This is a genomic window from Providencia sp. wls1922 (assembly GCF_009706505.1).
GTDB lineage: Bacteria > Pseudomonadota > Gammaproteobacteria > Enterobacterales > Enterobacteriaceae > Providencia > Providencia lanzhouensis.
On sequence record NZ_WLUG01000068.1, the window covers coordinates 16,167 to 40,525 of the forward strand.

A 24,359-nucleotide genomic window follows, 5' to 3' on the forward strand; every position below is an offset into this window, starting at 1 on the left:
CCTCTCTTACTCAATCAGTGCATTGATTTTATCGGGGCGGAAGCCTGACCAATGCTGCTCTCCTACAATGACGACAGGAAGCTGCTGATAGCCTAGTTTTCTTATGAAATCAATGGCTTGGTTATCTTCAGAAAGGTCGATAATGGTGTACGGTAATTGCTTGCGCTCGAACGCTTGGTAGGTTGCATTACACTGGACGCAGTTGGGTTTACTATAAATGGTAATCTCAGTCATTTTTTTCACCTTAACATTTTCAGAACGTGGTAGTTACGTAATGGTGGTGTGTTGAAGATGAGTTGATCCTATATATAGACGTAAAATATTTCAACCATACAATATATAGTGATTTCTTTATTTGAATGATAATCATTCGAATTATTGTCTATGCTGTTATTAACATTGGAAATAAAAAAATTCAGGGGGAGATGATTCAGTTAGCTACACTGAGAAAAAATATCATTGCAAAGTAGAAATAATTTACCTTATAACTGTATATACAATCAGGTAAATGAATCCTTTTGAGGAGATGTTATGTACCATCAATATTTAGTAGCCCCAGAAAACTTTCCGAAACCGTGGATCCATATTACGGCTGATGATGAAGGTGTGACGAGTATCTATTTTGTTGATGAAAAAACGGAGAAAGAGTCGAAAAACGAATTCTCAAAGCAGTGTGCGAAAGAACTAAAAGAGTATTTTAATCATAAGCGGAAAGTGTTTTCGGTTGCATTGAATCCGCAAGGTACTGAATTTCAGAAAAAAGTCTGGAAGCATTTGTGCGAAATTCCTTATGGTGAGCGCTGGAGTTATAAAGATCTCGCCTTAAAACTGGGCTCGGTTAACTACTGTCGAGCCGTCGGTATGGCCAATTCTCGTAACCCGATATCTTTGATTGTGCCTTGCCATCGTGTCTTAGGGCATGACGGAAAGCTGGTGGGTTATACAGGAGGATTGGATATTAAAGATTGGTTACTTATTCATGAGAAGTAAACGCTAAAAAATTAACCATGAGTAATACTTACCTTTGTATTAATTACTATTATTAAGAATTATCCCCGTATTCTGGACGAAATAGGTGGATAAATAATATTTTTTTATCATTTAAATCAATTTTCGTGATCTAGGTTGTAGACAAGTCAGTTATATATTTGATGTACTGAGCTTGATACAGATGGTGTGTCTATTTTATTTTAAAGGTAATATTTGATGTCTAAAGTTAAAGGTAACGTTAAGTGGTTCAATGAGTCCAAAGGTTTTGGTTTTATCACTCCAGAAGATGGTAGCAAAGATGTTTTTGTTCACTTCTCTGCGATTTCTGGCGACGGTTTCAAAACCTTAGCAGAAGGCCAAAAAGTTGAATTTGAAATCACTGAAGGCGCGAAAGGTCCATCAGCTGCTAACGTTGTCTCTTTGTAATTAAATACTTAGAAACGAACAGCACTGAACTCGCACTAGCTTTGCTAGCGCGAGTTTTTTTATCGCTAAAATTGACCTAATGATCATTCTTATTGGTGATAAATTAAGTCACTAATAAAAAACCCCAATGTGTAGTAATTCACAATTGGGGTTTCTTTTAATTACTATTTAGACGAAAAGATTAATATTATTTAACTTCTTCGCCTTTTGCTTGTAGGTCGGCATGATAGGAAGAGCGCACAAACGGTCCACAGGCTGCGTGAGTGAAGCCCATATCCATCGCTGCCTCTTTCATTTCATCGAACTCAGCAGGGCTCACATAGCGTTTAACGGGTAAGTGGTGGCGGCTTGGCTGCAAGTATTGCCCCAACGTTAACATGGTAACGCCATGACGACGCAGATCACGCATCACTTCAATGATCTCTTCGTTGGTTTCCCCTAAGCCTACCATTAAGCCTGATTTTGTTGGAATTTCAGGGTGAGCTTCTTTGAATTTTTCCAGTAATTTCAGTGACCATTCGTAGTTAGCACCAGGGCGAACTTGGCGGTAAATACGCGGTACGTTTTCAAGGTTGTGGTTAAACACATCCGGTGGCGTAGCGGTGAGAATTTCTAATGCGCGATCCATACGTCCACGGAAGTCAGGCACGAGAGTTTCAATTTTAATGGTCGGGCTTTTTTCACGGATGGCACTGATACAATCAGCAAAGTGCTGGGCACCACCATCACGCAAATCATCACGGTCAACGGAAGTAATAACCACATAACGCAGAGCCATATCTTTGATAGTTTGCGCTAATTTTTCTGGTTCATTCGCATCAGGAGCATTTGGTCGACCATGGGCAACATCACAGAATGGACAACGGCGAGTACAGATAGCACCTAAGATCATAAAGGTGGCAGTTCCGTGGTTAAAACATTCAGAGAGGTTAGGGCAGGAAGCTTCTTCGCAGACTGAGTGCAGGCCATTTTTACGCATTGCGGCTTTAATGCCTTGAATTCGCGTAGAATCAGCTGGCAATCTGATTTTCATCCAGTCAGGTTTACGTAGAATTTCTTCACGTTCCGTCACCACGTTTTTAACAGGGATCAGTGCCATTTTATCGGCGTCACGGTATTTAATTCCACGCTCGATCTGAATTGGTTTACTCATAATGTGCCGGTTCCAGTTATCTGTTTGCCATTAAAATTTTTTTGAAAAATGTTAAAAAATTATAGCATTATTATTGAACAATATGAAATCCAAGTGTGTCACAGAACTGACTAATAAGCACTGGCTGAACATCGTTTAATGTAATGTTTGGAGACAGCGCTCTCACTTGTGTCATTTTCAATTCACTATAACCACAAGGGTTAATGCGATTAAAAGGCTCGAGATCCATATCCACATTCAGAGCCAATCCATGGAATGAACAGCCTTTTCGAATACGTAAGCCAAGGGAGCAAATTTTGTCTCCGTTGACATAAACGCCGGGCGCATCAGGGCGCGGATACGCACTGATATTAAAATGGGCGAGGGTATTGACCACGCAAGTTTCTAGGGCGCTAACAAGCTCACGGACACCAATGTGACTGCGTTTTAGATCTATCATCACATACATGACTTGCTGGCCGGGACCATGGTAAGTCACTTGTCCGCCACGATCACTTTGGATCACGGGGATATTTCCCGGCGCGAGAAGGTGTTCGGCTTTGCCAGCTTGCCCTTGGGTAAACACAGAAGGGTGTTGCACCAGCCAAATTTCATCGCAGGTATCAGGAGTACGGGATTCAGTAAATTGGTGCATTGCCTCAGATGTGCTCTCGTAGGGAGCCAGACCTAAGTCGCGGATGATGATGCTATTCTTCGACAAAATTCGGTGTCCACAGGCTGTAAAGATGAATGGCAGTATAACGCTGTGAACGCGTTACCACCAGTTTGTCTTGTTATTAACTTGTTATTTTTCAGCTGATATTGCGGATAATAAAAAAACGAGCCGGAGGCTCGGCCAGACCATTGACAAAACCATCAGGTTTGGAAATGGCTCTTTTGGGTTGTAAAACGAACAAGGAAAATCAATTTATTGATTTTCGCCTGATAACACAAAGAGGGAAAAACCATGTTTTTATCCCTCTTTGTCATCAACTTACCGAGCCGGAGGCTCGGTTTTCTTGTTGCTAATTACAGCACAACTTTGACTAATTCTAATGCACCTAACTCAGTGTAGAGCGTTTCAACTTGCTCAATGTGAGTGGCGTTAATAGTAATAGATACAGAATGGTAGTTGCCTTTGCTGCTCGGTTTAACATCTGGTGCATAATCACCTGGAGCATGGCGTTGAACCACTTCAATGACTTGGTCAACTAATTCTGGCTGCGCTAGGCCCATCACTTTGTAGGTTAATGGACATGGGAACTCAAGCAGTTCACCTAATTTCGTTTTCATGGGCACTCCTAAAATATTGATTAGCGCCTGCATAAAAATTGGCTGGAAGAAAATAGATTTCGCCAGCCAACTCACTATCCCATCAGGGTTTGTATTTCACTACAGGCTTTCAGATACAAACTATATGGGGCTAACTGATTTCAATTTCAAGTATTAACCAAACCAACGATGGAATAATAATTTGATGTAGTCGATTAAACGGCTGAAGAATCCGCCTTCTTCAACATCTTTTAATACCGCTAAAGGACGCTGTTCGATGGTTTTACCGTCTAATTGGAAGCTAATCGTACCCACTTGTTGGCCTTTTTTCAGCGGCGCTTCGATTTCAGTGGTGGTTAATTCGTAGCTTGCTTTTAAGTCTTTTAAACGACCACGAGGGATTGTGAGGTACAGGTCTTCAACCACGCCTAACTTAATTTCGCTGTCATCGCCAAACCAAACTGGGGCAGTGGCAAACTCGACGCCAGCTTGCAGAGGTTTCACTGTTTCATAGAAACGGAAGCCGTATGTCAGCAATTTTTTGCTTTCTGCATCACGCCCCTTACTGCTTTTTCCACCCATAACGACGGAAATAAGACGCATATCGCCATCTTTTGCGGAGGCAACTAAGTTATAACCTGCTGCATCAGTGTGACCAGTTTTGATCCCATCAACTGCAAGGCTTTTATCCCATAACAGACCATTACGGTTAGTTTGGCGGATATTGTTAAACGTGAATTCTTTTTCTTTATAAATTTCGTATTCTTCCGGTACATCACGGATCAGCGCTTGACCAATCAATGCCATATCACGAGCAGAGCTGTATTGACCCGCAGCATCGAGACCATGTACTGTTTGGAAGTGCGTATTTTGCAGACCCAGTTTATTCACGTAGGTATTCATCAAGTTAACAAAGTTAGCTTGATCACCTGCGACATAGTCTGCCATAGCAACACAGGCATCATTACCTGATTGTAAGTTAATACCACGGGTTAGCTGAGAAACACTCACGCGATCTCCGGGTTTTAAGAACATTAATGAAGAGCCTTTGAAAATTGGGTTACCTGTCGCCCATGCATCTTCACCCACGGTGACCATGTCATTCGCGCCAATTTTGCCTGATTTAATGGCTTGACCGATGACATAGCTCGTCATCATTTTGGTCAAGCTAGCAGGGTCGCGGCGCTGATCTGCATTACTTTCGGCAAGCACTTTACCTGAATTGTAATCAATCAAGATATACGCTTCAGCATCGATAGCTGGAGCAGCAGGAACTGAAGTATTTGGAAAAGCTTCATTCGCATTTGCAAAAGTGACAGTAGAAACGATCAGTGCAGAAGCCAGCGCAGTCTGACGCACGATTTGTGGCAGAAAGACATTGCGTGATGAGGAGACATTTTTCATGGTTGTATCATTACATCCAACATTCGGTTAACACAAGAAAGCGCAGTTTAGCAAAAGTTCGAAGGCAGATAAAAGAAGCTCTTGCGCTGTGCAGGTAAATTTACGTTAGTTTATACCCGTTGTACTTTAAGTTGCAGGGGGAGCTATCAATAATTTCCCCCAGCAACGTAAATTATTCGGTTATTGAGTGATTAAGGGGCAACAACCATGGATTGTTGATTGCGCTCAGACTGTAAACGAGATTGTATCTCTACTGCTTGCTGTCTCGTTGCAAAAGGTCCTAATTGAACACGGTAGATGCCATTGTAAGGCTGTAGGCGACCCGGTACGTTAAACTGACTTTTTAAGTTATCCAACATACTTTGTGCGTTTGCTTTGCTACTGATAGCGCCAGCTTGAACTAAGAAACCACGTTCAGGAACGGATTCTGTTTCAGTGGCTTTCGGTGCAACTTGTGGTTCTGGCTGCTTGATGTTCATATCTGGCATCGTTGGTTGCATAGGTTCCGCAGGCTGTTTTACTGGTAATACGTTGCTTGGCGCTGGGGATTCTTGCATCACCGGTGTACCTAATGGACCTGAACCTAATTGTGGACGATCCGGCAGGGCATAACTTTGTTTAACAAAGTTTGAACCAACAGTTCCTGGCCCTGATAAGCTTCCATCTGGTGCAACTTGGATTGCATCAATTTTAATTTTTGTGGTCGTCATCAGATTTAAGCGATCAGCGACTGCTCGGGATACGGCAATACTTTTGCCAGGAGTATAAGGGCCACGGTCATTGATACGAACCACCATCATGCGCCCGTTCATCATGTTGGTAATACGAGCATAACTTGGAATAGGTAATGTAGGGTGAGCTGCAGTTAACTCTACTGGGTTAGCGCGTTCACCAATGGCAGTCAATTGACCGGAAGCTTCTTGACCATAAATTGACGCATAGCCAACTTGGGAGAACTGTGCGGGTTCACGGACAATTTGGTATTGCTTGCCATTACGCTGGTAATCATTATTTGCCGTTGGATGATAAGGCTCATAATGTGGCTCAGCACCCAACACATCTTGTGTAGGGACATTAGTTGGAACTGTTGGCTGCTGCTTAACGTCTTCGTTAATACACCCACTGAGTAATGTGGTTGCCATGGCGAGCATAATCCATTGTAAACGCATACTAAGCCTCATTTTATAAACTCTTAGATAAAAATTTTCTGTGGGTATGGATAGACATGATAATACCGAATCCAGCCATTAAAACAATTAAGGCGGAGCCCCCATAACTCACTAAGGGGAGGGGAACCCCCACAACAGGTAGAATACCACTCACCATACCAATATTAACAAACACATACACAAATAGGATTAGGATTAATCCGCCGACCATCACTCGCCCGAAGGTGTTTTGCGCATTTGCAGCAATGTATAGCCCACGAATAATCAATAGGATATAAAGACCCAATAAGATCAAGACACCAATCAATCCAAGTTCTTCAGCTAATACAGCGAAAATAAAGTCGGTGTGACGTTCAGGTAAGAATTCTAGTTGAGACTGAGTGCCTTCCAACCAGCCTTTACCCATTAAACCGCCAGAACCAATCGCAATTTTAGATTGGATGATGTGATAGCCTTTACCTAGAGGATCACTTTCTGGGTCAAGTAGCATCATGACTCGGGCTCTCTGGTAGTCATGCATTAAGAAGAACCAGAGCATCGGAATAAAGGCGGCAAGCGCGACGGCGGCAACGGCAATTAAACGCCAGCTCATTCCTGCTAAAAATAGGACAAATAGCCCTGATGCGGCGACGAGGATCGAGGTCCCCAAGTCTGGCTGAGCTGCGACCAGCAATGTTGGGACAAAAATAAATACGAGGGCAATACAGGTATTTTTAAATGACGGCGGGCATGAGTCACGGTTCATGAAACGAGCGACCATGAGCGGTACCGCGATTTTCGCAATTTCGGATGGCTGGAACCGTACAAAGCCCAAATCTAGCCAGCGCTGAGCCCCTTTACTGATTTGCCCAAAAACATCAACGAAGACTAAGAGAATAACGCAGAAAATAAACAGGTGTGGCGCGAGGCTTTCATACATGCGAGGTGGAATTTGCGCCATCACGATCATCACGATAAAACCAGAAAAAATTTGTCCTAGTTTTCGTTCCATCATCTCGGGATCTAACCCGCTAGCGCTCCACATAATAAAGGCGCTATAAGCGAGTAAGGCGATGATGATTAATAACATAGGCACATCAATGTGCAGACGTGTTGATAGTGATAATTTTCTCTTATCGTCAGTCATGATTAACGATCTTCCTCTGCACTGGCACCCGTACTTTCGACTTGGGTTTTGTTATCACCTAACAGGACATGGTCAAAGATTTGGCGAACAATATCACCAACTGCAGGGCCTGCTCCCCCGTTTTCTAAAATAATAGCAACGGAAATAGTGGGGTTATCATAAGGTGCATAAGCAATCATTAGTTTATGGTCACGTAAATGCTCGGCTAATTTGCTGGCGTTATAGGTTTCATAACTAAATACCTGCGCCGTTCCTGATTTTGCAGCCACTTTATAAGGTGTTCCTACGAAACTACGCTTACCGGTACCATTTGGCGCATTGGCTACGCCGTACATACCGGTTTTGGCCAGTTCCCAATATCCAGAATGGATATCGCCAATTTGTCGGGTTTCTTTATCTTCATAAGGTACCATGGCATCGCCAAGTTTGGTTCCATACAGTAAATGAGGCGTTTTGACTTTTCCGTCATTAATCAACGTCATCAAAGCCTTAGACATTTGAATTGGTGTTGATGTCCAATAACCTTGACCAATCCCGACAGGGATGGTATCCCCTTGGTACCAAGGTTTTTTATAGCGTTTTTGTTTCCATTCGCGGGTTGGCATGATCCCTTGGCGCTCTTCGGAAAGGTCAATACCTGTATATTCACCGTAACCAAATCGGGTCATCCATTCGGAAAGACGGTCAATCCCCATGTCATAAGCGACTTGGTAGAAGAAGGTATCCGCAGATTCAATGATAGACTTGACCACATTCAGCTTACCGTGTCCCCAGCGTTTCCAGTCACGATAGCGTTTTTCTGAGCCAGGGAGTTGCCACCAGCCTGGATCGTAGATTGTGGTGTTTGGCGTAATGACTTTTTCGCTTAATGCTGCGACAGAGATAAAAGGTTTCACCGTCGATGCGGGTGGATATAAGCCCTGAGTAGCGCGGTTGATCAACGGCCTGTTAGGGTTATTTAACAGCTCTTGGTAATCTTTGTTGGAAATTCCGTTCACAAACAAGTTTGAATCGTAACTTGGTGTGGAAACCAAGGCGAGGATCTCACCATTACGCGGGTCTGTAACGACGACAGCAGCACGACTTGTCGTGAGGATTTTCTCAATATAAGTTTGTAATTCAAGGTCGATAGTTAAATAGACATCGCGACCTGCTTGCGGTGGCTGCTCGTGTAATTGGCGGATCACTCGACCACGGCTATTCACTTCAACTTCTTCGTAGCCCGTTTTACCATGTAAGACATCTTCATAGTAACGTTCAATACCTAATTTACCGATATCATGGCTGGCGGCGTAGTTAGGTAATAAACCTTCTTTATCAAGGCGTTCGACGTCTTTATCATTAATTTTTGCGACGTAGCCGATGACATGGGTTAATGCGGAGCCATAAGGGTATGAGCGACGCTGATAACTTTTCACTTCTAAGCCAGGAAAGCGATATTGATTAACGGCAAAGCGGGCAACTTGAACTTCATTTAGCTGGGTTTTCAGCGCGATAGACGTAAAGCGGCGAGAGCGTTTACGCTCTTTTTCAAAGTTGGTGATATCTTCGTCAGTAAGGTCAACAACATCCCGTAGCTTATCGAGTGTTTCCTGTAAGTTATTTACTTTTTCAGGAACAATTTCTAGCTGATAAAACGTGCTATTGAGAGCTAACTGGGTGCCTTTTCGGTCATAAATAATGCCGCGGCTAGGCGCAATAGGCACCAATTTAATGCGGTTATCATTTGAGCGTGTTTGGTAATCGTCATGACGAACAACTTGTAGATGATACAAATTGGTCACGAGGATTGAAGTAAGTATGACAATGACGCCGAAAGCAATTAATGCTCGGCGAATAAACAAAACTGATTCTGCGGTATGGTCGCGAAAAGGGGTGCGTTGTTGTTTCATCCCATTGCCATTGTGTACAAATTAATTCCTAACTATTCCCGATGATATGGGTGATTAGTCGTAATACTCCATGCCCGATAAAGACTTTCGGCAACAAGGACTCGAACTAGCGGATGGGGTAGTGTTAGTGGCGATAGAGACCAACTTTGTTCTGCGGCATCTTTACACGCCGGAGCAAGTCCTTCTGGTCCACCAATTAACAGACTGACATTACGACCATCTTGTTTCCACTTGTCTAACTGCACGGCTAATTTGGGTGTATCCCAACGATCTCCTGGAATATCCAGCGTGACGATACGGTTGCCTTTGCCGACAGCGGCAAGCATCAATTCACCTTCTTTTTCGAGAATGCGTTTGATGTCTGCATTTTTTCCACGTTTTCCTGCGGGGATTTCGGTTAATTCGAAAGGCATATCTTTGGGAAAACGGTGAAGGTAATCCATAAAGCCGGTCTGTACCCAGTCCGGCATTTTAGTTCCGACAGCGATGAGTTGTAATTTCAAACTCAGCTCCAGAGCTTTTCTAGTTCGTACATGCGGCGGCTTTCATCTTGCATGATATGGACGATGGCATCACCAAGGTCGACAACAATCCAGTCTGAAATGCCTTGACCTTCAACACCGAGAGGCATTAAACCGTTTTTACGGCACGCATCAATTAAACGATCAGCCACAGACATCAGGTGACGAGTTGACGTCCCTGTGCAGATGATCATTTGGTCAGTAACACTTGATTTCCCATGGACATCGATCGAAATGATATCTTCCGCTTTCGCATCTTCAAGTTGATCGATAATAAATTGTTGGAGTTCAGTTCCTTGCAAAAGGTTCACCTTTCATTCAAATTGAGAGAATCTCTTGTTAAACACTATTCTTGTTAAAGACTATTCATCATTGTGCTTTCTAGGGGGATCCCCCTAGCAAAGTGCCGCCATTTTACCCCAGATTTTCATAAAAATCGGCTAAATTATTTTTTATTGGCGTAAGTGGGCAATTTATAGGGATATCTTATCCATTGGGCAAGATAATTATCGTAACTTTACAAATAAAATATCCCTATCTCTTACGTATCAATATTCTAGAATAAGCGCTGAGTTGTGCAATTAATTAAATCGAAATTAAGTGAATAAAAGAGAATAAATTATTTGCTGACATTCCTATTTGGTTAATAGAAATAAAATTGCTTATTTTTGATACAAATGTTGTTGTTGAATATAATGATAAACTGCGCGAGGGAGTAAATCTTCACAAGCCTGACCTTCGCTGAGTTGTTCACGTATTTCAGTCGCTGAAATATTAACCAGTGGTGTATTGCCAATAAAAATCGAACCACAGGGCGTTTGGCTCAATACTTGCGGATCTTGTACTTGATGCCGTTGCAGCCACTGTTGCATATCAGGATCGGTAAAATGTGTGGCGTAACCGGGTCTCGCGCAGACTAGCAGATGGCATTTATCTAATAGCTGAGTCCAGCCATGCCATGTATTAATGGATAACAGGGAATCTTGACCAATAATGAACGCAAGAGGTTGTTCATGACCAAGTTCTTGGCGCAATTCACTGAGCGTTTCAATTGTAAAAGAGGGCGTATTTCGCTGGAGTTCTCGGGTATCAACAGTAAACAGTGGGTTATTTTGAATGGCCAATTTTACCATTTCTAATCGCTGGGTAGGGCTAGCTTCCGGCTGAGGTCGATGAGGTGGAACGTGGTTCGGCAGCAAAATCACTTTTTGCAGCCCCACCTGATTAGCTAATGCTTCAACAGGGCGTAGATGCCCATAATGAATAGGGTCAAAAGTCCCCCCAAATAGCGCTTGTAGACCTTGTGGTTTAGCGTTCATCATTCATTACCATTGATATTAGGTGATTAGCTATCAGTTATTATCGTGGCAGAATAAAATGTTCTGCATCGGTTTTACCACATAACACCATGGACAGAGACTGCAAATCCGGCCATGAAGAGTGGGAAAAATCCTGCTTAGTGTGAATTTCAGCTTGGGTGAGTAGCATCAACGCCGATTGTAATTGATGTAAGCTCAAACGTTGTAGCGCCTCGCCTAGCAATCCTCGACGGTTTTGCCAAACTTTATGTTGGTCAAATAGCGTTTTTAATGAGGTGGTCGCAGATTGACGCTTTAACGTGATCAGCAACATTAATTCTCGTTGGATAGCCCGTAGTAAAATCACAGGTTCAACATCTTCTTGCTTGAGCTGCTCAAGGATATGCCATGAACGGCGAGGCTTACCCGCTAGGATCGCATCAACCCAATGGTAGGGCGTAAAATGGGCTGAATCATTCACCGCACTTTCGACACGAGGGTAAGTGAGCTTTCCATCCGGATAGAGCAAGGAAAGCCTTTCCAGCGCTTGCGCTAATCCCAATAAATTACCTTCATAGCAATAGCAAAGTAATTGGTTTGCTTCAGTTTCTAATGAAAGCCGCATTTGGCTAGCACGCTTAGAGACCCACTGGGGCAAACGTTGATATTCAGGCGTTAGGCAACTGACATAGATACCATCTTGGCTGATGGCTTTGAACCAAGCACTGTTTTCTTGCGCTTTAGTGAGTTTATGCCCGCGTAGAACTAATAGCAGGTCGGGGTGAAGTAAACCGGCTAGCTGTGTGAGCTTGTCTGCCATCGCGGCATTAGGGCCATTTTCAGGCAAAAATAAGGTGAGCATTTGGCGACTGGCAAATAGACTCAGCGCTTGGCAGAGACTAAAAATTTCATCCCAATCCGTATTTTGCTCTAAAGCGAAAGTAAAATGCTCTTCAAAACCTTGCTGACGTGCAACTTGGCGAATAGCATCTTGGCTTTCTTGAATAAGAAGGGGCTCGGAGCCCCAAATGAGATAGCGGCCTCTTAGAGACTCTTGTAACGAAGAGGCCAGCTGTTCAGGATAAATGCGTATCATTATTCGGCAACAGGTTTCTCAGCCGCTTGAGCTTTCGCCTTTTCTAACTCAGCACTGTGAACCAGAAGCAGTTTGCGCACGATGTTACGTGCCGCTTGTTGTTGCATCTCTTGCTTCACAATCTCGTTCTCAGCATCTTTTGCGAGCGCTTCTAACGGGTTATCAAAGAAAGTCCGCACAACTTTTGTTTCCAGCGGATAAATAGCGCCATCCGGCATTAACACTTGCGCCTTCATGACCAGTGTCAGTTGTTTCTCTGCAGCTTTACCATCTTGATAAATCGAAACGGTATCGGTGCTTTCTGTTGAACCTACAATTTTCAAAATAGGCACATCAGCGCGACCAGAATCTAGCAGAGTCACGTTATTGAGTCGCAGCTGTTCCCTGACCGCACGAGTTTGGTAACTGTACGGGTCGCCAGAACTTAATTGTAATGTTTTCAATTCTTCAGGAAGTTGCGTGGTTCCTTGAAGGCGAAAACCGCAACCTGCGGTGACGAGCACCGACAGGCTGAGAAATAGAGTTATCAGATAGCGCACTTGGGCTCCTTATCAGCCAACAACTAAGTTCAGTAATTTACCTGGTACGTAAATGACTTTACGGATGCTAACGCCTTCGAGGTATTTCGCGACGCTGCCTTCTTGTGATGCCATTTCCAGAACGAATTCTTGGTTAGCATCAGCAGGGACCGTAATACGACCGCGGACTTTACCGTTAACTTGAACAACAACCAATTTAGTATCATCGATCATGGCTTGTTCATCAGCCACCGGCCAGCTTGCAAAATCGATATCGTCATTGTGACCTAATGCTTTCCACATTTCGAAACAAGCGTGTGGAATGATTGGTGATAACATCAGCGTGATAGCATCTAAAGATTCTTGAACTAAAGCGCGGTCTTGCTCAGTTTCTTGCGGAGCGCGAACTAACTTGTTCATAAATTCCATGACCGCTGCGATAGCGGTGTTGAATGCGTAACGACGACCCACATCGTCAGTCACTTTCGCGATGGTTTTATGTAAGTCGCGACGTAAATCTTTTTGTTCTGCGGTTAATGCGCTGATATCTAATGGCTGAGTTGCGCCTTTTTGTGCGTGTTCGTGAACTAAACGCCATACACGACGAACGAAACGGTTAGCCCCTTCAACGCTAGACTCTTGCCACTCCAGAGTTAATTCTGGTGGCGCAGCGAACATCATGAACAGACGGACGGTATCAGCACCGTATTTTTCGACCATTAATTGTGGGTCAATACCGTTGTTCTTAGATTTAGACATCTTGCTCATACCAGTATAAACCAGTTCATGACCTTCGCTGTCTACCGCTTTAGTAATACGGTTTTTGTCATCACGTTCAACAATTGCATCCGCAGGAGAAACCCATACACGCTGACCATCGCTACCGGTGTAGTAGAAGGCATCGGCCAGAACCATACCTTGGCACAGTAAACGTTTTGCTGGCTCATCAGAGTTCACCAGACCGGCATCACGCATTAATTTGTGGAAGAAACGGAAATACATTAAATGCATGATGGCGTGCTCAATACCACCGATGTATTGATCCACTGGCAGCCAGTAGTTTGCTGCTTCAGGGTTCAACATGCCATCGTCGTATTGTGGGCAAGTGTAACGGGCGTAGTACCAAGATGATTCCATAAAGGTATCGAAGGTATCGGTTTCACGCAGCGCTGGTTGACCATTAATGGTGGTTTTTGCCCACTCAGGATCCGCTTTAATTGGGCTTGTGATGCCATTCATGGTGACATCTTCCGGTAAAATAACCGGTAACTGGTCTTCAGGAACAGGAACCACGGTGCCATCTTCTAAGGTTGCCATTGGAATTGGCGCACCCCAGTAACGTTGACGGGAAACACCCCAGTCACGTAAGCGATAATTGACTTTGCGTTGACCTGAGCCAAGGGAAACCAGTTTGTCAGCGATAGTGTTGAAGCCAGCCTCGTTGCTTAAACCAGTAAATTCACCTGAGTTGATCAGGGTGTTTTTCTCAGTCATCGCTTCTTGAGATAAGTCAGGCGTGTTGCCTTCAGCATCTGCAATCACCGCTTTGATTGGCAGATTGTATTTATGAGCAAATTCCCAGTCACGTTGGTCGTGAGCTGGAACTGCCATCACTGCACCTGTACCGTATTCCATCAGAACAAAGTTCGCGACCCAAATTGGTAATTTTTCTTGGGTTAATGGATGAACGACATACAGACCTGTTGCCAGACCTTTTTTCTCCATGGTTGCCATATCCGCTTCCGCAGTTTTGGTATTACGGCACTCATCGATAAAGTCGGCTAATTCGCTATTCGCTTTGGCAGCTTCTTGCGCTAATGGGTGACCTGCAGCAACCGCCACATATGTCGCACCCATAAAGGTATCTGGGCGGGTGGTGTAGACAGTTAATTTGTCTGCGCGATCAGCAACATCAAAAGTGATTTCCACACCTTCAGAGCGACCAATCCAGTTGCGCTGCATGGTTTTAACTTGTTCTGGCCAATCTTCCAGTTTGTCCAAGTCATTGAGCAGCTCTTCAGCGTAGTCAGTGATTTTGATAAACCACTGAGGGATCTCTTTACGCTCAACTTGGCTATCGCAGCGCCAGCAGCAGCCGTCGATGACTTGTTCGTTTGCTAGAACGGTTAAGTCGTGTGGACACCAGTTAACGGCGGAGGTTTTTTTGTAGACTAAGCCTTTTTCATACAGCTTAGTGAAGAACCACTGTTCCCAACGGTAATATTCTGGCGTACAGGTGGTCACTTCGCGGTTCCAATCGTAACCGAAGCCCAGCATTTTCAGCTGACCTTTCATGTAATCGATATTGGCGTAAGTCCATGGTGCAGGCGCGGTGTTATTCTTAACCGCGGCGCCTTCAGCTGGCAGACCAAACGCATCCCAACCGATTGGTTGCAGAACGTTTTTGCCCAGCATACGCTGGTAGCGGGAGATCACGTCACCAATGGTGTAGTTACGAACGTGGCCCATGTGTAGTCGACCAGAAGGGTAAGGTAGCATGGACAGGCAGTAGTATTTCTCTTTGCTGTTGTCTTCTGTCACTTTGAACGTTTGTTGTTCATCCCAGTGACGCTGTACTTTAGGCTCTATATCTTCTGGACGATATTGTTCTTGCATGGCACCGATAATCCTATGGTGAATAATCGCTACAGTTTAGTCTGTAGCAGGTGAATGTCTTTTCTATAAAATGGATCCGCATAGCATAGCGGATCACACATGAAAACAACAATGCCGAAAGCCATTGTGTCTGTAAAAAACGATGAATCGTCGATTAGATGAATTTACAGGGACTTGGTCTTGCTGTTTCAGCTGTTTGTTATATTTTGTGCTACATAGTGGTTGGCGATACGTTGATATTGCCATACGTTGATGAAACTAAGAACGCGCACAAAATAATAAGCGTATCGCCTATCATAATTCAATTTACTACCTAAAACTTGAACTATTTCAGGGGGAATTTGCTTTGTTCGCAATTTTATTTGAACTTAGAACACGTTAGAGAATTTTTTAAGAGATTTCAAGCGCAGAAAAGTGACAATCAAGAAAACGAGGTGAATTTTGTGCGGGTAAGAAAAGTTGAGGGAAAAGTTGCAAAAAGCCCTGTCGGACTTTCTGCAACCTAAAGCGAGATTAATGTAAGATTTTTGCCAGAAAATCTTTCGCGCGGTCTGACTTCGGATTAGCGAAGAAATCCTCTTTTTTACTGTCTTCGATAATTTTACCTTCATCCATGAAAATCACGCGGTTAGCCACTTTTTTCGCAAAGCCCATTTCGTGCGTTACCACCATCATGGTCATGCCTTCATTCGCTAACTCCACCATAACATCCAGCACTTCGTTGATCATTTCTGGGTCTAGGGCGGAAGTTGGCTCATCAAACAACATGGCAATCGGGTCCATACATAGCGCGCGGGCGATGGCGACACGTTGCTGTTGACCACCAGAGAGCTGCGCAGGGAATTTATTAGCATGGCTCGCCAATCCCACACGCTCCAGTAATTTTAAACCTTTAGCTTCAGCGGCTTTCTTGTCACGGTTTAAGACTTTAACTTGCGCTAATGTTAGGTTCTCAATAATGGAAAGGTGAGGGAACAGTTCAAAGTGTTGGAACACCATACCGACTTTTGAGCGCAGCTTCGCAAGGTCAGTTTTTTTGCTATTAACTTGGATATCGTTAACGAAAATTTCACCCTGTTGAATTGGCTCCAACCCATTTACTGTTTTTATTAATGTGGATTTACCAGAACCAGATGGCCCGCATACAACCACAACTTCGCCTTTTTTGACTTCAGTTGTGCAATCTGTGAGCACCTGAAATTGGCCATACCATTTCGATACATTTTTCAGGGTAATCATGAAACAGTCCTTTTCTTAAGATAATTCACCAGCATTGAAGCGCCGAAACTGAAAATAAAGTAGATGAGTCCCGCAAAGAGTATCATTTCGACTTGCGTACCGTCACGCTCACCAATATTGGTGGCGGTTCTGAAGAAGTCGGTTAACCCAAGAACATACACTAATGAAGTATCTTGGAATAATACAATACCTTGGGTCAGCAATAATGGCACCATCGCTCTAAACGCTTGCGGTAATACGACTAAACGCATGGTTTGCATTTGGGTCATACCTAAAGCGAGGGAGGCGCTTGCCTGACCTTTCGAGATGCTTTGAATACCTGCACGGATAATTTCAGAGTAGTAAGCCGCTTCAAAAAGACAGAAGGCTACCACTGCGGATATTAAACGAATATCATTTTTTGGTGATAAGCCTAGAACATTTTGTAATATGTTAGGCACAACTAAATAGAACCAAAACAGTACCATAACTAGCGGAACTGAGCGGAAGGTGTTGACGTAAAAGGCCGCCAGCCAGCGCAGTGGCTTAATGCTGGATAAACGCATAACGGCGAGTACGGTTCCCCATAAAATCCCAACCACAATGGCTGCTGCTGTAATTTTGGCGGTGATAATAAAACCATCCACTAAGAATGGGATGCTTGGCTCAATGGAGCTCCAATCAAATTGATAAGCCATCTTAGCGTCCTCCTAGTGTGCCGGGTAAGCGCACTTTGCGCTCAAGCAAGCTCATTAGTAGCATAATAATCAAGTTGATACCGACATATGCCAGCGTGATTGCTGTGAAAGATTCCCAAGCATGGGCGGAGTAATCGAGTAATTTTCCTGCTTGTGCCGCCATATCCACTAACCCGATAGTGGATGCGATAGCGGAGTTTTTCACTAAGTTCAGCATTTCCGAGGTCATTGGCGGTAAAATGACGCGATAAGCATTCGGTAGCAGTACATAGCGATAGGTTTGTGGCAGTGTTAGCCCCATCGCGAGCGCTGCATTACGTTGCCCTCTAGGCAGGGATTGAATAGCAGCACGAACTTGCTCAGTCATTCGCGCAGCAGTGAACAAGCCAAGGCATAACATGGAAGAGAGGAAAAACTGGTAGTTAGGATCTAACTCCATTTTAAACCAGTCGCCGATAGATTGTGGCAGCAGTTCAGGGATCACTAGATACCAAGTGAAGAACTGAACAATCAGCGGAACGTTACGGAATAATTCAACGTAAGCAGTCCCTAAAAAGGCTAAAAAGCGGTTAGGTACTGTGCGTAAAATACCGAAAAATGAGCCAACCAGAAAAGCGATGATCCAAGCGCAGATGGATAGCGTGACAGTGACTTCTAAGCCAGATATTAACCACCCTAAATAGGTGGTATTCCCAAATGGGGCATTCTCAAGGAATATCCCCCAGTTCCAATTAATTGACATAATATGACTTCCTGTGGGCAATTTGATTGTCCCGAATACCGCAATAAGAGAAAGCAAGGCGGGAACGACCGCCTTGCGACTCCTACTTCAGTAACACCCTGTTTGTCTTTTTTATTAGTTTAATGCTTTATCGTTTGGTGATTTGAACAGCGCCTTCATTTCATCAGATAACGTAAACTTCAGATTCAGGTTTTTCGGTGGGATAGGTTGATTAAACCAGCGGTCGAATGATTTTTCCGCTGCGCCAGATTTTTGTGCAGTTGAGATAGTTTCATCGACCAGTGCTTTGAATTGTGGATCATCTTTACGCAGCATACAGCCGTAAGCTTCTTCAGTTTGTGGTTTTGCTACGATTTCCCAGATATCCGGTTGTTTCGCTTTTGCGCGCTCACCAGCTAATAGGGCATCGTCCATCATAAAGGCAACAGCACGACCAGATTCTAAAGTACGGAATGAGTCCCCGTGGTCTTTAGCACTGATAATGCGCATCTTCATGTTTTTCTCATCATTTAACTTATTCAGGATCACTTCTGACGTTGTCCCTGAAGTGACAACCACATTTTTGCCAGCTAAATCAGCAAAGTCTTTGATACCGGCGTCTTTTTTCGCCAGCAGTCGAGTACCAACCACGAAAATGGTATTAGAGAAGGCTGCTTGTTTTTGTCTCTCTAGGTTATTCGTTGTGGAGCCACATTCGAAATCAAATGTGCCGTTTTGCAGTAATGGAATACGGTTTTGCGAGGTGATAGGGATCAATTTCACCTGTAAATCAGGCATATTGAGTTTCTTTTTCACTGCATCAACAATGAGGTTGGAGTAGTCTTGTGAGTAGCCAACAACTTTCTGATTATTATCATAGTAAGAGAATGGCACTGATGATTCGCGGTGACCCACGACTATCACACCATTATCTTTGATTTTTTTCAGAGTACCGTTTAATTCTTCTGCTTGAACTGCGCAGGTTGCACCCAAAAGCATCATTGTTAAAACAAGCTTGCTAATACGCATAATTACAGCTCCTTTAGAACATCGGTGTCAATCCGCCATATTTCGAGGTTTGTGTTTTAACGATACATTACTCGATTTATTTTGGTTTTGTGGTGTTGTGTTTGCAGATGTTTCGTGAGGTTTTCATCATGGCACGATCATCGGCTGTATGTTTTATTATTGTTAAAAAGTAATTAAAAAATATGAGTTTTGAAAACGAATTGTTTTAAATTCGGGAGCTGTCTCGCATATTATTTAGGCAGTTGTGAACTGCGACACCAATAAAGAGACAAACTGCCGAAACTCGACTATCGTGCACCGAAATCGTGCAAAATAGTTTCGTTTTGCCATTTATTAAGTAAGTAGCAAGTTCCGTGCCGCTTTTCGGATAAAGTGCAAAAAATAGTTAATTTTATAAATGAGAGTTGTTTGTAAAGTTAGATGATGGTGCTTGTGTTGCTTATTTGCCTGTGTAAGATGTAACCTGTTATTAACTTAATTAGCTAATTATTGTGAATTCAGGAAGATAATCTGAGACAGACATGACGAGGTCGATAAAGCTAGGTAAAGGATTAGTGCTGTTTGCCTGTCTGATGGTATTGATTTGTATGAATCAAAGAGCCGTCGGGGAGCGCCTATTCGCCTCAATGTTTACATCAGCTTCACTACAGACTTCTGCGGTAGCGAATCAAATCCAGCTTTCTTCAGAGCATTATCTTTCTGATATAAATGAACAAAATAGCAAGCCCGTGAAGCTTTCAACGTGTGAATTAAGTTCCAAATCACTCCTTACTCTTGTTCCTGCTGTGATAGAACCTCTCTTTTTTATATTTCTTTCTTTAGCGGCATTCGCTATCTTTTGCACTAGGCTATTTATATATAGAGCAAACCGTGAAGAGAGCCATTCCCCACCTGGCGTTCGGCGTCATCTACAATTCTGTAATCTTCGGGATTAGAAAGCCGCGGCTTATTGTTCGTCGCTGTTATTTATTCTGGAGGGATCATGCGTTTTTTTATTAATGCGTTAATTGTTTTATTTACTGTATTTTCTAGCAGCTTACAGGCTGCGGATACAGGCTGGTTACAACCTGCAAACACGGGGTTTATGGCCGCAAACACACCGAGCCATGTACAGGTTCGCTTGCTGAGCTCTGCACAAAATGAGGGCAAGGTCGATATTTTACTGGATGTAAAACTCGATGATGGCTGGAAGACCTATTGGCGCTCACCGGGAGAAGGGGGCGTTGCACCGGAAATAAGTTGGTCTTCACCCGTCAAAACGGTGGAGTGGCTATGGCCAACGCCGGGGCGCTTTGATGTCGCTGGCGTGTCGACACAAGGTTATATGGGAGACGTGGTTTTCCCTATTACAGTCACTAGTAGTGAGCATCTCGATAAATTGTCAGGCACACTGACATTATCAACGTGTAGCAATGTTTGTATTTTAACTGACTACCCTTTTGAATTGGATCTCACTGAACCGGCTCCTGCGGATTTTAGCTGGGCATTTAATCAAGCAAAAGGCAGTGTGCCTGCGGCTAGTGGGCTTGTTGAACAGGCGCAATTTGGCTTTGCTGGCAATAAATTGACGGTAGAGTTACAAAAAGCCGCCGATAATACCTGGATTGACCCGCATCTGTTTACTGATGTTGTAGATGGCGCGAGCCTTGGTGTTCCATCCCTAAAATATTCTGGCAATAAGTTAACCGCTACCATTGATGTTAGCGATGACTGGGGCGGTGAAGCGCCTAATCTTGTGGGTAAAACAGTTTCATTTGTTGTGGCGGACGGTGAGTTATCTCAACAAATACATGGCAATGTCGTGCCTTATACTGGTTCCGTATCTGGGGATGACAGTGGACACGCGCTGGGTTTATGGCAGATAGTTCTATTTGCGCTACTTGGCGGTCTGATCCTGAACTTAATGCCGTGTGTTTTGCCTGTACTGGCAATGAAACTCGGCTCTGTCTTATTGGTTCCTCAAGGTGAACAAAATACCATTCGTCGGCAATTCTTGCTCTCTTCATCGGGGATTCTGGTCTCATTCTGGTTATTAGCCTTATTGATGACATTCTTGCGATGGGGACAGGAAGTTGTTGGTTGGGGTATTCAGTTCCAAAGCCCGTGGTTTATCGGCTTTATGGTGCTGATTACGGCGCTGTTTACTGCGAATTTATTTGGGTTGTTTGAAATTAACCTAGGCAGTAAAGCAAATACGCGTTTAGCCACCGCAGGTGGGCAGGGTAATAGCGGGCATTTCTGGCAAGGGGTTTTCGCGACACTCTTAGCGACACCTTGTTCTGCACCCTTTTTGGGCACGGCGGTCGCTTTCGCATTAGCGGCACCGATGTCGCAACTGTGGCTGATTTTCACTGCACTAGGTATCGGGATGAGCCTTCCGTGGTTATTGATTGCGGCATTCCCTGTGATTGCGAAAGCGTTACCAAAGCCAGGAACATGGATGCTGAAATTGCGCGCAGTACTGGGCTTAATGATGTTGGTTTCCTGCTTATGGTTAATCAGCTTATTAATTCCCCATTTTGGTGCAATGACCGCTACCGTTATCGCCGTACTATTTTTATTAATCTTAGTGTTATTTATTCTTAAGAACCGAGGAGTTCGTGCGGCAATTTTCCCATTCCTATTATTCTCGGCACTGGGTGCTGGGTTTGCTTGGATGGCGATAGACCAACAACAAGGCCACCAAACGCTAGCTTCCGATAAGGTTCAATGGCAAACACTGTCTGAAGACGCAATCACACGAGCGCTGGCAGATAATAAACGTGTGTTTATTGATGTGACTGCAGACTGGTGTGTGACGTGTAAGGCGAATAAATATAACGTCCTACTTAATGACGAAATTCAGCACTTACTGAGTGAACCGGATGTCGTCGCGCTACGGGGTGATTGGACAAAACCTTCACCTGAAATCTCGGCGTTTTTGCAACGTCGAGGGCAAGTGGCTGTGCCGTTTAACCAGATTTATGGCCCTAATCTGACAGAGGGGAAAATACTGTCAACAATACTTGATCGTGAATCTGTATTATCAATTATGACTGAGGCCAAAGGAGCCGAAAAATGAAAAAGACGATATTAGCTGTTTTATTTTCCTCACTAGTATTAGGGGCCACAGCACATGCAGCGCCACTGACTGCCGACCAAGAAGCACAAGTTCGTAAGCTGGTACGCGATACATTAGTTGAGAATCCAGAGATCCTTGAAGAAGCGATTGTGGCTTTACAAGCGAAACAAGGTGAAAAACAACAAGCGCAAATGAAACAGGTATTAAAAGATCAGCATGATGCCCTGTTTAATGACCCGACTAGCCCACGTATTGGCTCGAAAGACGCGAAATTAGTCTTGGTGAACTTTACTGACTTTAACTGCCCATACTGCAAACGCTTTGACCCACTGTTAGAAGATATTGTGAAGAAAAACCCAGATGTTGCAGTTGTTATCAAGTACCTGCCATTTAAAGGGGAAACCTCGCTGGAGTCTTCGCAATTAGCGATGACTTTATGGCAAGAAAATCCAAAAGCGTTCTTAGCTCTGCACCAAAAACTGATGGCGAAACAGGGGATGTTATCTGATTCAAACATCAAAGAAGCGCTGCAAGCAACCGGCAATGATAAGTTAAAAGCGAATGATAAGAGCCGTGCAGCTATTCGTAAAAACCTTGAGTTGGCTAATATGCTGGGCGTGAATGGTACGCCTGCAACGCTAGTGGGTGATGAAATGATCCCAGGCGCTGTTGATGCACAAGAATTTGAACGCATCGTGAAAGAACAGCTCAGCAAAGCGAAATAATGTCGTGATGGGGAGACTGAAAAAGTGGTCAAAAGAGCTTCTCGTATTGGCGATTATTTTGGTGATCGCTTTTACGGTGATGGACTTTTGGCGTAAACCGCAAAGCCTTGCCCCCGTGTTATTAGAGCCACTCACCATTGCAACGGGTGAGGTGGTTTCTATTGCTGAACTCAGCGAAAAACAGCCTGTATTAGTCTATTTCTGGGCAACATGGTGTGGTGTTTGCCGCTTCACATCGCCAACCGTTTCTGATTTAGCAAAATCAGGAGTTCCGGTGGTGACGGTAGCACTGCGTTCGGGGGAATCTTCTCGACTGTTAGCCGGAATGGAAAAAAAGGAATTAGATTTTCCTGTAGTGAATGATATCAACGGTCAACTGGCTGCGCAGGTTGGCGTGACAGCAACACCGACCTTTATGATTATCGATAAAGGCGAAATGGTGAGTTTTACTTCTGGCTGGACGAGTTATCTGGGGCTGAAAAGCCGTTTATGGCTCGCTTCGTTTTAATTAAATGCCCTTGGTATCAGCATCAAGGGCATTTTTCTTATCAAACTCTAATCTCAAACTCTTTCATCAAAATTCGAGATTGCGAATAAACCGATAGTCAGCCGATTGGGACTTTAAGCGATAAAGATTGGCTGGGCGTCCGCGCTCTTGGCGTTTCTCCCCTGTATCAATCAATAAATCAGCTTGGTCTAAACGGCGACGGAAAGATTTATTCTGTATGGATTTTCCGATTAAAACCTCATGAACATGTTGCAGCTCGGCTAAGGTGAATACTTCCGGTAGCGCAAATCCCGGCACAATGGAATAAAGGGATTTCTGGCGTAAACGTTCACGGGCTTGTAAATAAAGCTGATAGTGATCGAAAGCCAGTGCCATGTCTTCAATCTCTTCGATGGAGACCCATTTAACAGAATGTACACTTTCAATGTGCGCTTCGCAGGCTTGGTGAGCAATGAGTGCGGTATAGCAGACTGTCACTGACCAGCCTCGAGGATCTCGCTCTGAATTTCCTATGGTACATAACTGCTCGATATAAGGAGGAACAACCCCCGTTTTCTCTTTTAACTTGCGATATACCGTATCGTCTAACGTGGCATCACAATTTTCATCAACGAACCCACCCGGTAATCCCCATTGCCCTTTCTGAGGGTAATTAGCACGTTCCACGAGCAGCACTTTTAAGGTGTTTTCATGATAAGTGAATAATACGGTATCCACTGTGAGCAAAGGAGTTAAATAATCTCGTCGATCATAATTAGATAAAAACTCTTTTTCTGTCATGTGATTAAGATCCTTTCCCCCATATTTAGTCTTGCGCTAAATCATACGCGAAAATTTATTTAGTGTCATTAAGACATTTAAGCGTTGACTTATTTGTGTCTGTAGGACAATAATTAATTAAGGTCATAAAGACACTAATTGATTTCACAAAGACACTAA

Annotated in this window: 25 protein-coding genes; 6 read left to right on the top strand and 19 right to left on the bottom strand. The window is 43.8% G+C overall.

Annotation, left to right across the window (positions count from 1 at the left end; genetic code table 11):
* Positions 1 to 6 precede the first annotated feature (6 nt).
* Entirely contained in the window at positions 7 to 234 is a 228-nt protein-coding gene (nrdH, locus tag GKR71_RS06610) for a glutaredoxin-like protein NrdH (protein ID WP_154600173.1), read from the bottom strand.
* A gap of 297 nt (positions 235 to 531) precedes the next feature.
* Between nrdH and GKR71_RS06615 the strand changes: the two genes are divergently transcribed.
* Together GKR71_RS06615 and cspE are read left to right on the top strand one after the other, a co-directional pair.
* Positions 532 to 990, top strand: coding sequence for a methylated-DNA--[protein]-cysteine S-methyltransferase (locus GKR71_RS06615; RefSeq protein WP_006660933.1), 459 nt, complete (start codon positions 532 to 534; stop codon positions 988 to 990).
* A 216-nt stretch (positions 991 to 1,206) separates the two neighbouring features.
* Entirely contained in the window at positions 1,207 to 1,416 is a 210-nt protein-coding gene (gene cspE, locus GKR71_RS06620) for a transcription antiterminator/RNA stability regulator CspE (protein ID WP_006662336.1), read from the top strand.
* A 187-nt stretch (positions 1,417 to 1,603) separates the two neighbouring features.
* Here cspE and lipA read toward each other — a convergent pair whose 3' ends face one another.
* From lipA to GKR71_RS06705, 17 genes are all read right to left on the bottom strand, one after another.
* Positions 1,604 to 2,569, bottom strand: a complete 966-nt coding sequence (gene lipA, locus GKR71_RS06625) for a lipoyl synthase (protein ID WP_036947707.1) — start codon at positions 2,567 to 2,569, stop codon at positions 1,604 to 1,606.
* 70 nt (positions 2,570 to 2,639) lie between these two features.
* Complete coding sequence (gene lipB / locus GKR71_RS06630) at positions 2,640 to 3,203, bottom strand: lipoyl(octanoyl) transferase LipB (RefSeq protein WP_230082517.1); 564 nt, start codon at positions 3,201 to 3,203, stop codon at positions 2,640 to 2,642.
* 374 nt (positions 3,204 to 3,577) lie between these two features.
* A complete protein-coding gene (ybeD, locus tag GKR71_RS06635) occupies positions 3,578 to 3,841 on the bottom strand; it encodes a DUF493 family protein YbeD (protein ID WP_006662335.1) in 264 nt (87 codons plus the stop codon).
* Positions 3,842 to 3,994: 153 nt separating this feature from the next.
* Positions 3,995 to 5,224, bottom strand: a complete 1,230-nt coding sequence (gene dacA, locus GKR71_RS06640) for a D-alanyl-D-alanine carboxypeptidase DacA (protein ID WP_036947697.1) — start codon at positions 5,222 to 5,224, stop codon at positions 3,995 to 3,997.
* Between the two features lie 191 nt (positions 5,225 to 5,415).
* Complete coding sequence (rlpA, locus tag GKR71_RS06645; RefSeq protein ID WP_036947694.1) at positions 5,416 to 6,393, bottom strand: endolytic peptidoglycan transglycosylase RlpA; 978 nt, start codon at positions 6,391 to 6,393, stop codon at positions 5,416 to 5,418.
* Between the two features lie 13 nt (positions 6,394 to 6,406).
* Positions 6,407 to 7,519: a peptidoglycan glycosyltransferase MrdB gene (gene mrdB, locus GKR71_RS06650; RefSeq protein WP_036947691.1), complete on the bottom strand. Its 1,113-nt coding sequence runs from the start codon at positions 7,517 to 7,519 to the stop codon at positions 6,407 to 6,409.
* 2 nt (positions 7,520 to 7,521) lie between these two features.
* Entirely contained in the window at positions 7,522 to 9,411 is a 1,890-nt protein-coding gene (gene mrdA, locus GKR71_RS06655; RefSeq protein WP_154634074.1) for a peptidoglycan DD-transpeptidase MrdA, read from the bottom strand.
* Between the two features lie 32 nt (positions 9,412 to 9,443).
* On the bottom strand, positions 9,444 to 9,914 hold the full coding sequence (gene rlmH / locus GKR71_RS06660; protein ID WP_006660942.1) for a 23S rRNA (pseudouridine(1915)-N(3))-methyltransferase RlmH: 471 nt from the start codon (positions 9,912 to 9,914) through the stop codon (positions 9,444 to 9,446).
* 2 nt (positions 9,915 to 9,916) lie between these two features.
* Complete coding sequence (gene rsfS, locus GKR71_RS06665; protein WP_080675589.1) at positions 9,917 to 10,243, bottom strand: ribosome silencing factor; 327 nt, start codon at positions 10,241 to 10,243, stop codon at positions 9,917 to 9,919.
* A 351-nt stretch (positions 10,244 to 10,594) separates the two neighbouring features.
* Positions 10,595 to 11,251, bottom strand: a complete 657-nt coding sequence (gene nadD, locus GKR71_RS06670) for a nicotinate-nucleotide adenylyltransferase (protein WP_154600194.1) — start codon at positions 11,249 to 11,251, stop codon at positions 10,595 to 10,597.
* Positions 11,252 to 11,291: 40 nt separating this feature from the next.
* Positions 11,292 to 12,326: a DNA polymerase III subunit delta gene (holA, locus tag GKR71_RS06675; protein ID WP_036947680.1), complete on the bottom strand. Its 1,035-nt coding sequence runs from the start codon at positions 12,324 to 12,326 to the stop codon at positions 11,292 to 11,294.
* Positions 12,326 to 12,865, bottom strand: coding sequence for an LPS assembly lipoprotein LptE (gene lptE / locus GKR71_RS06680; RefSeq protein ID WP_036947677.1), 540 nt, complete (start codon positions 12,863 to 12,865; stop codon positions 12,326 to 12,328). Before lptE ends, holA begins: the two co-directional genes overlap by 1 nt.
* 12 nt (positions 12,866 to 12,877) lie before the next feature.
* Entirely contained in the window at positions 12,878 to 15,460 is a 2,583-nt protein-coding gene (gene leuS / locus GKR71_RS06685; protein WP_154634075.1) for a leucine--tRNA ligase, read from the bottom strand.
* A 513-nt stretch (positions 15,461 to 15,973) separates the two neighbouring features.
* Entirely contained in the window at positions 15,974 to 16,699 is a 726-nt protein-coding gene (locus GKR71_RS06690; protein ID WP_036947670.1) for an amino acid ABC transporter ATP-binding protein, read from the bottom strand.
* Complete coding sequence (gltK, locus tag GKR71_RS06695; RefSeq protein ID WP_006660949.1) at positions 16,696 to 17,376, bottom strand: glutamate/aspartate ABC transporter permease GltK; 681 nt, start codon at positions 17,374 to 17,376, stop codon at positions 16,696 to 16,698. The genes GKR71_RS06690 and gltK overlap by 4 nt, the downstream gene beginning before the upstream one ends.
* A 1-nt stretch (position 17,377) precedes the next feature.
* The gene (locus GKR71_RS06700; RefSeq protein ID WP_006662330.1) at positions 17,378 to 18,118 is read right to left on the bottom strand and encodes an amino acid ABC transporter permease; all 741 of its coding nucleotides are present in this window, start codon (positions 18,116 to 18,118) and stop codon (positions 17,378 to 17,380) included.
* Positions 18,119 to 18,232: 114 nt separating this feature from the next.
* On the bottom strand, positions 18,233 to 19,126 hold the full coding sequence (locus GKR71_RS06705; RefSeq protein WP_036947666.1) for an amino acid ABC transporter substrate-binding protein: 894 nt from the start codon (positions 19,124 to 19,126) through the stop codon (positions 18,233 to 18,235).
* 521 nt (positions 19,127 to 19,647) lie between these two features.
* On the opposite strand from GKR71_RS06705, the gene GKR71_RS20500 reads away from it, so the two are divergent.
* From GKR71_RS20500 to GKR71_RS06720, 4 genes are read left to right on the top strand one after another with little or no spacing between them, the layout of a single operon-like run.
* Positions 19,648 to 20,061, top strand: coding sequence for a metal resistance protein (locus tag GKR71_RS20500; RefSeq protein WP_442959373.1), 414 nt, complete (start codon positions 19,648 to 19,650; stop codon positions 20,059 to 20,061).
* 47 nt (positions 20,062 to 20,108) lie between these two features.
* A complete protein-coding gene (locus tag GKR71_RS06710; RefSeq protein WP_036947660.1) occupies positions 20,109 to 22,187 on the top strand; it encodes a protein-disulfide reductase DsbD family protein in 2,079 nt (692 codons plus the stop codon).
* Complete coding sequence (locus tag GKR71_RS06715; RefSeq protein ID WP_036947659.1) at positions 22,184 to 22,912, top strand: DsbA family protein; 729 nt, start codon at positions 22,184 to 22,186, stop codon at positions 22,910 to 22,912. The genes GKR71_RS06710 and GKR71_RS06715 overlap by 4 nt, the downstream gene beginning before the upstream one ends.
* Before the next feature lie 7 nt (positions 22,913 to 22,919).
* A complete protein-coding gene (locus tag GKR71_RS06720; RefSeq protein ID WP_036947657.1) occupies positions 22,920 to 23,420 on the top strand; it encodes a protein disulfide oxidoreductase in 501 nt (166 codons plus the stop codon).
* Between the two features lie 66 nt (positions 23,421 to 23,486).
* On the opposite strand, the gene GKR71_RS06725 is transcribed toward GKR71_RS06720, so the two are convergent.
* Positions 23,487 to 24,200 carry an NUDIX hydrolase gene (locus GKR71_RS06725; protein WP_154634076.1) on the bottom strand — a complete coding sequence of 238 codons (714 nt, stop codon included), beginning with the start codon at positions 24,198 to 24,200 and terminating at the stop codon, positions 23,487 to 23,489.
* Positions 24,201 to 24,359 lie beyond the last annotated feature (159 nt).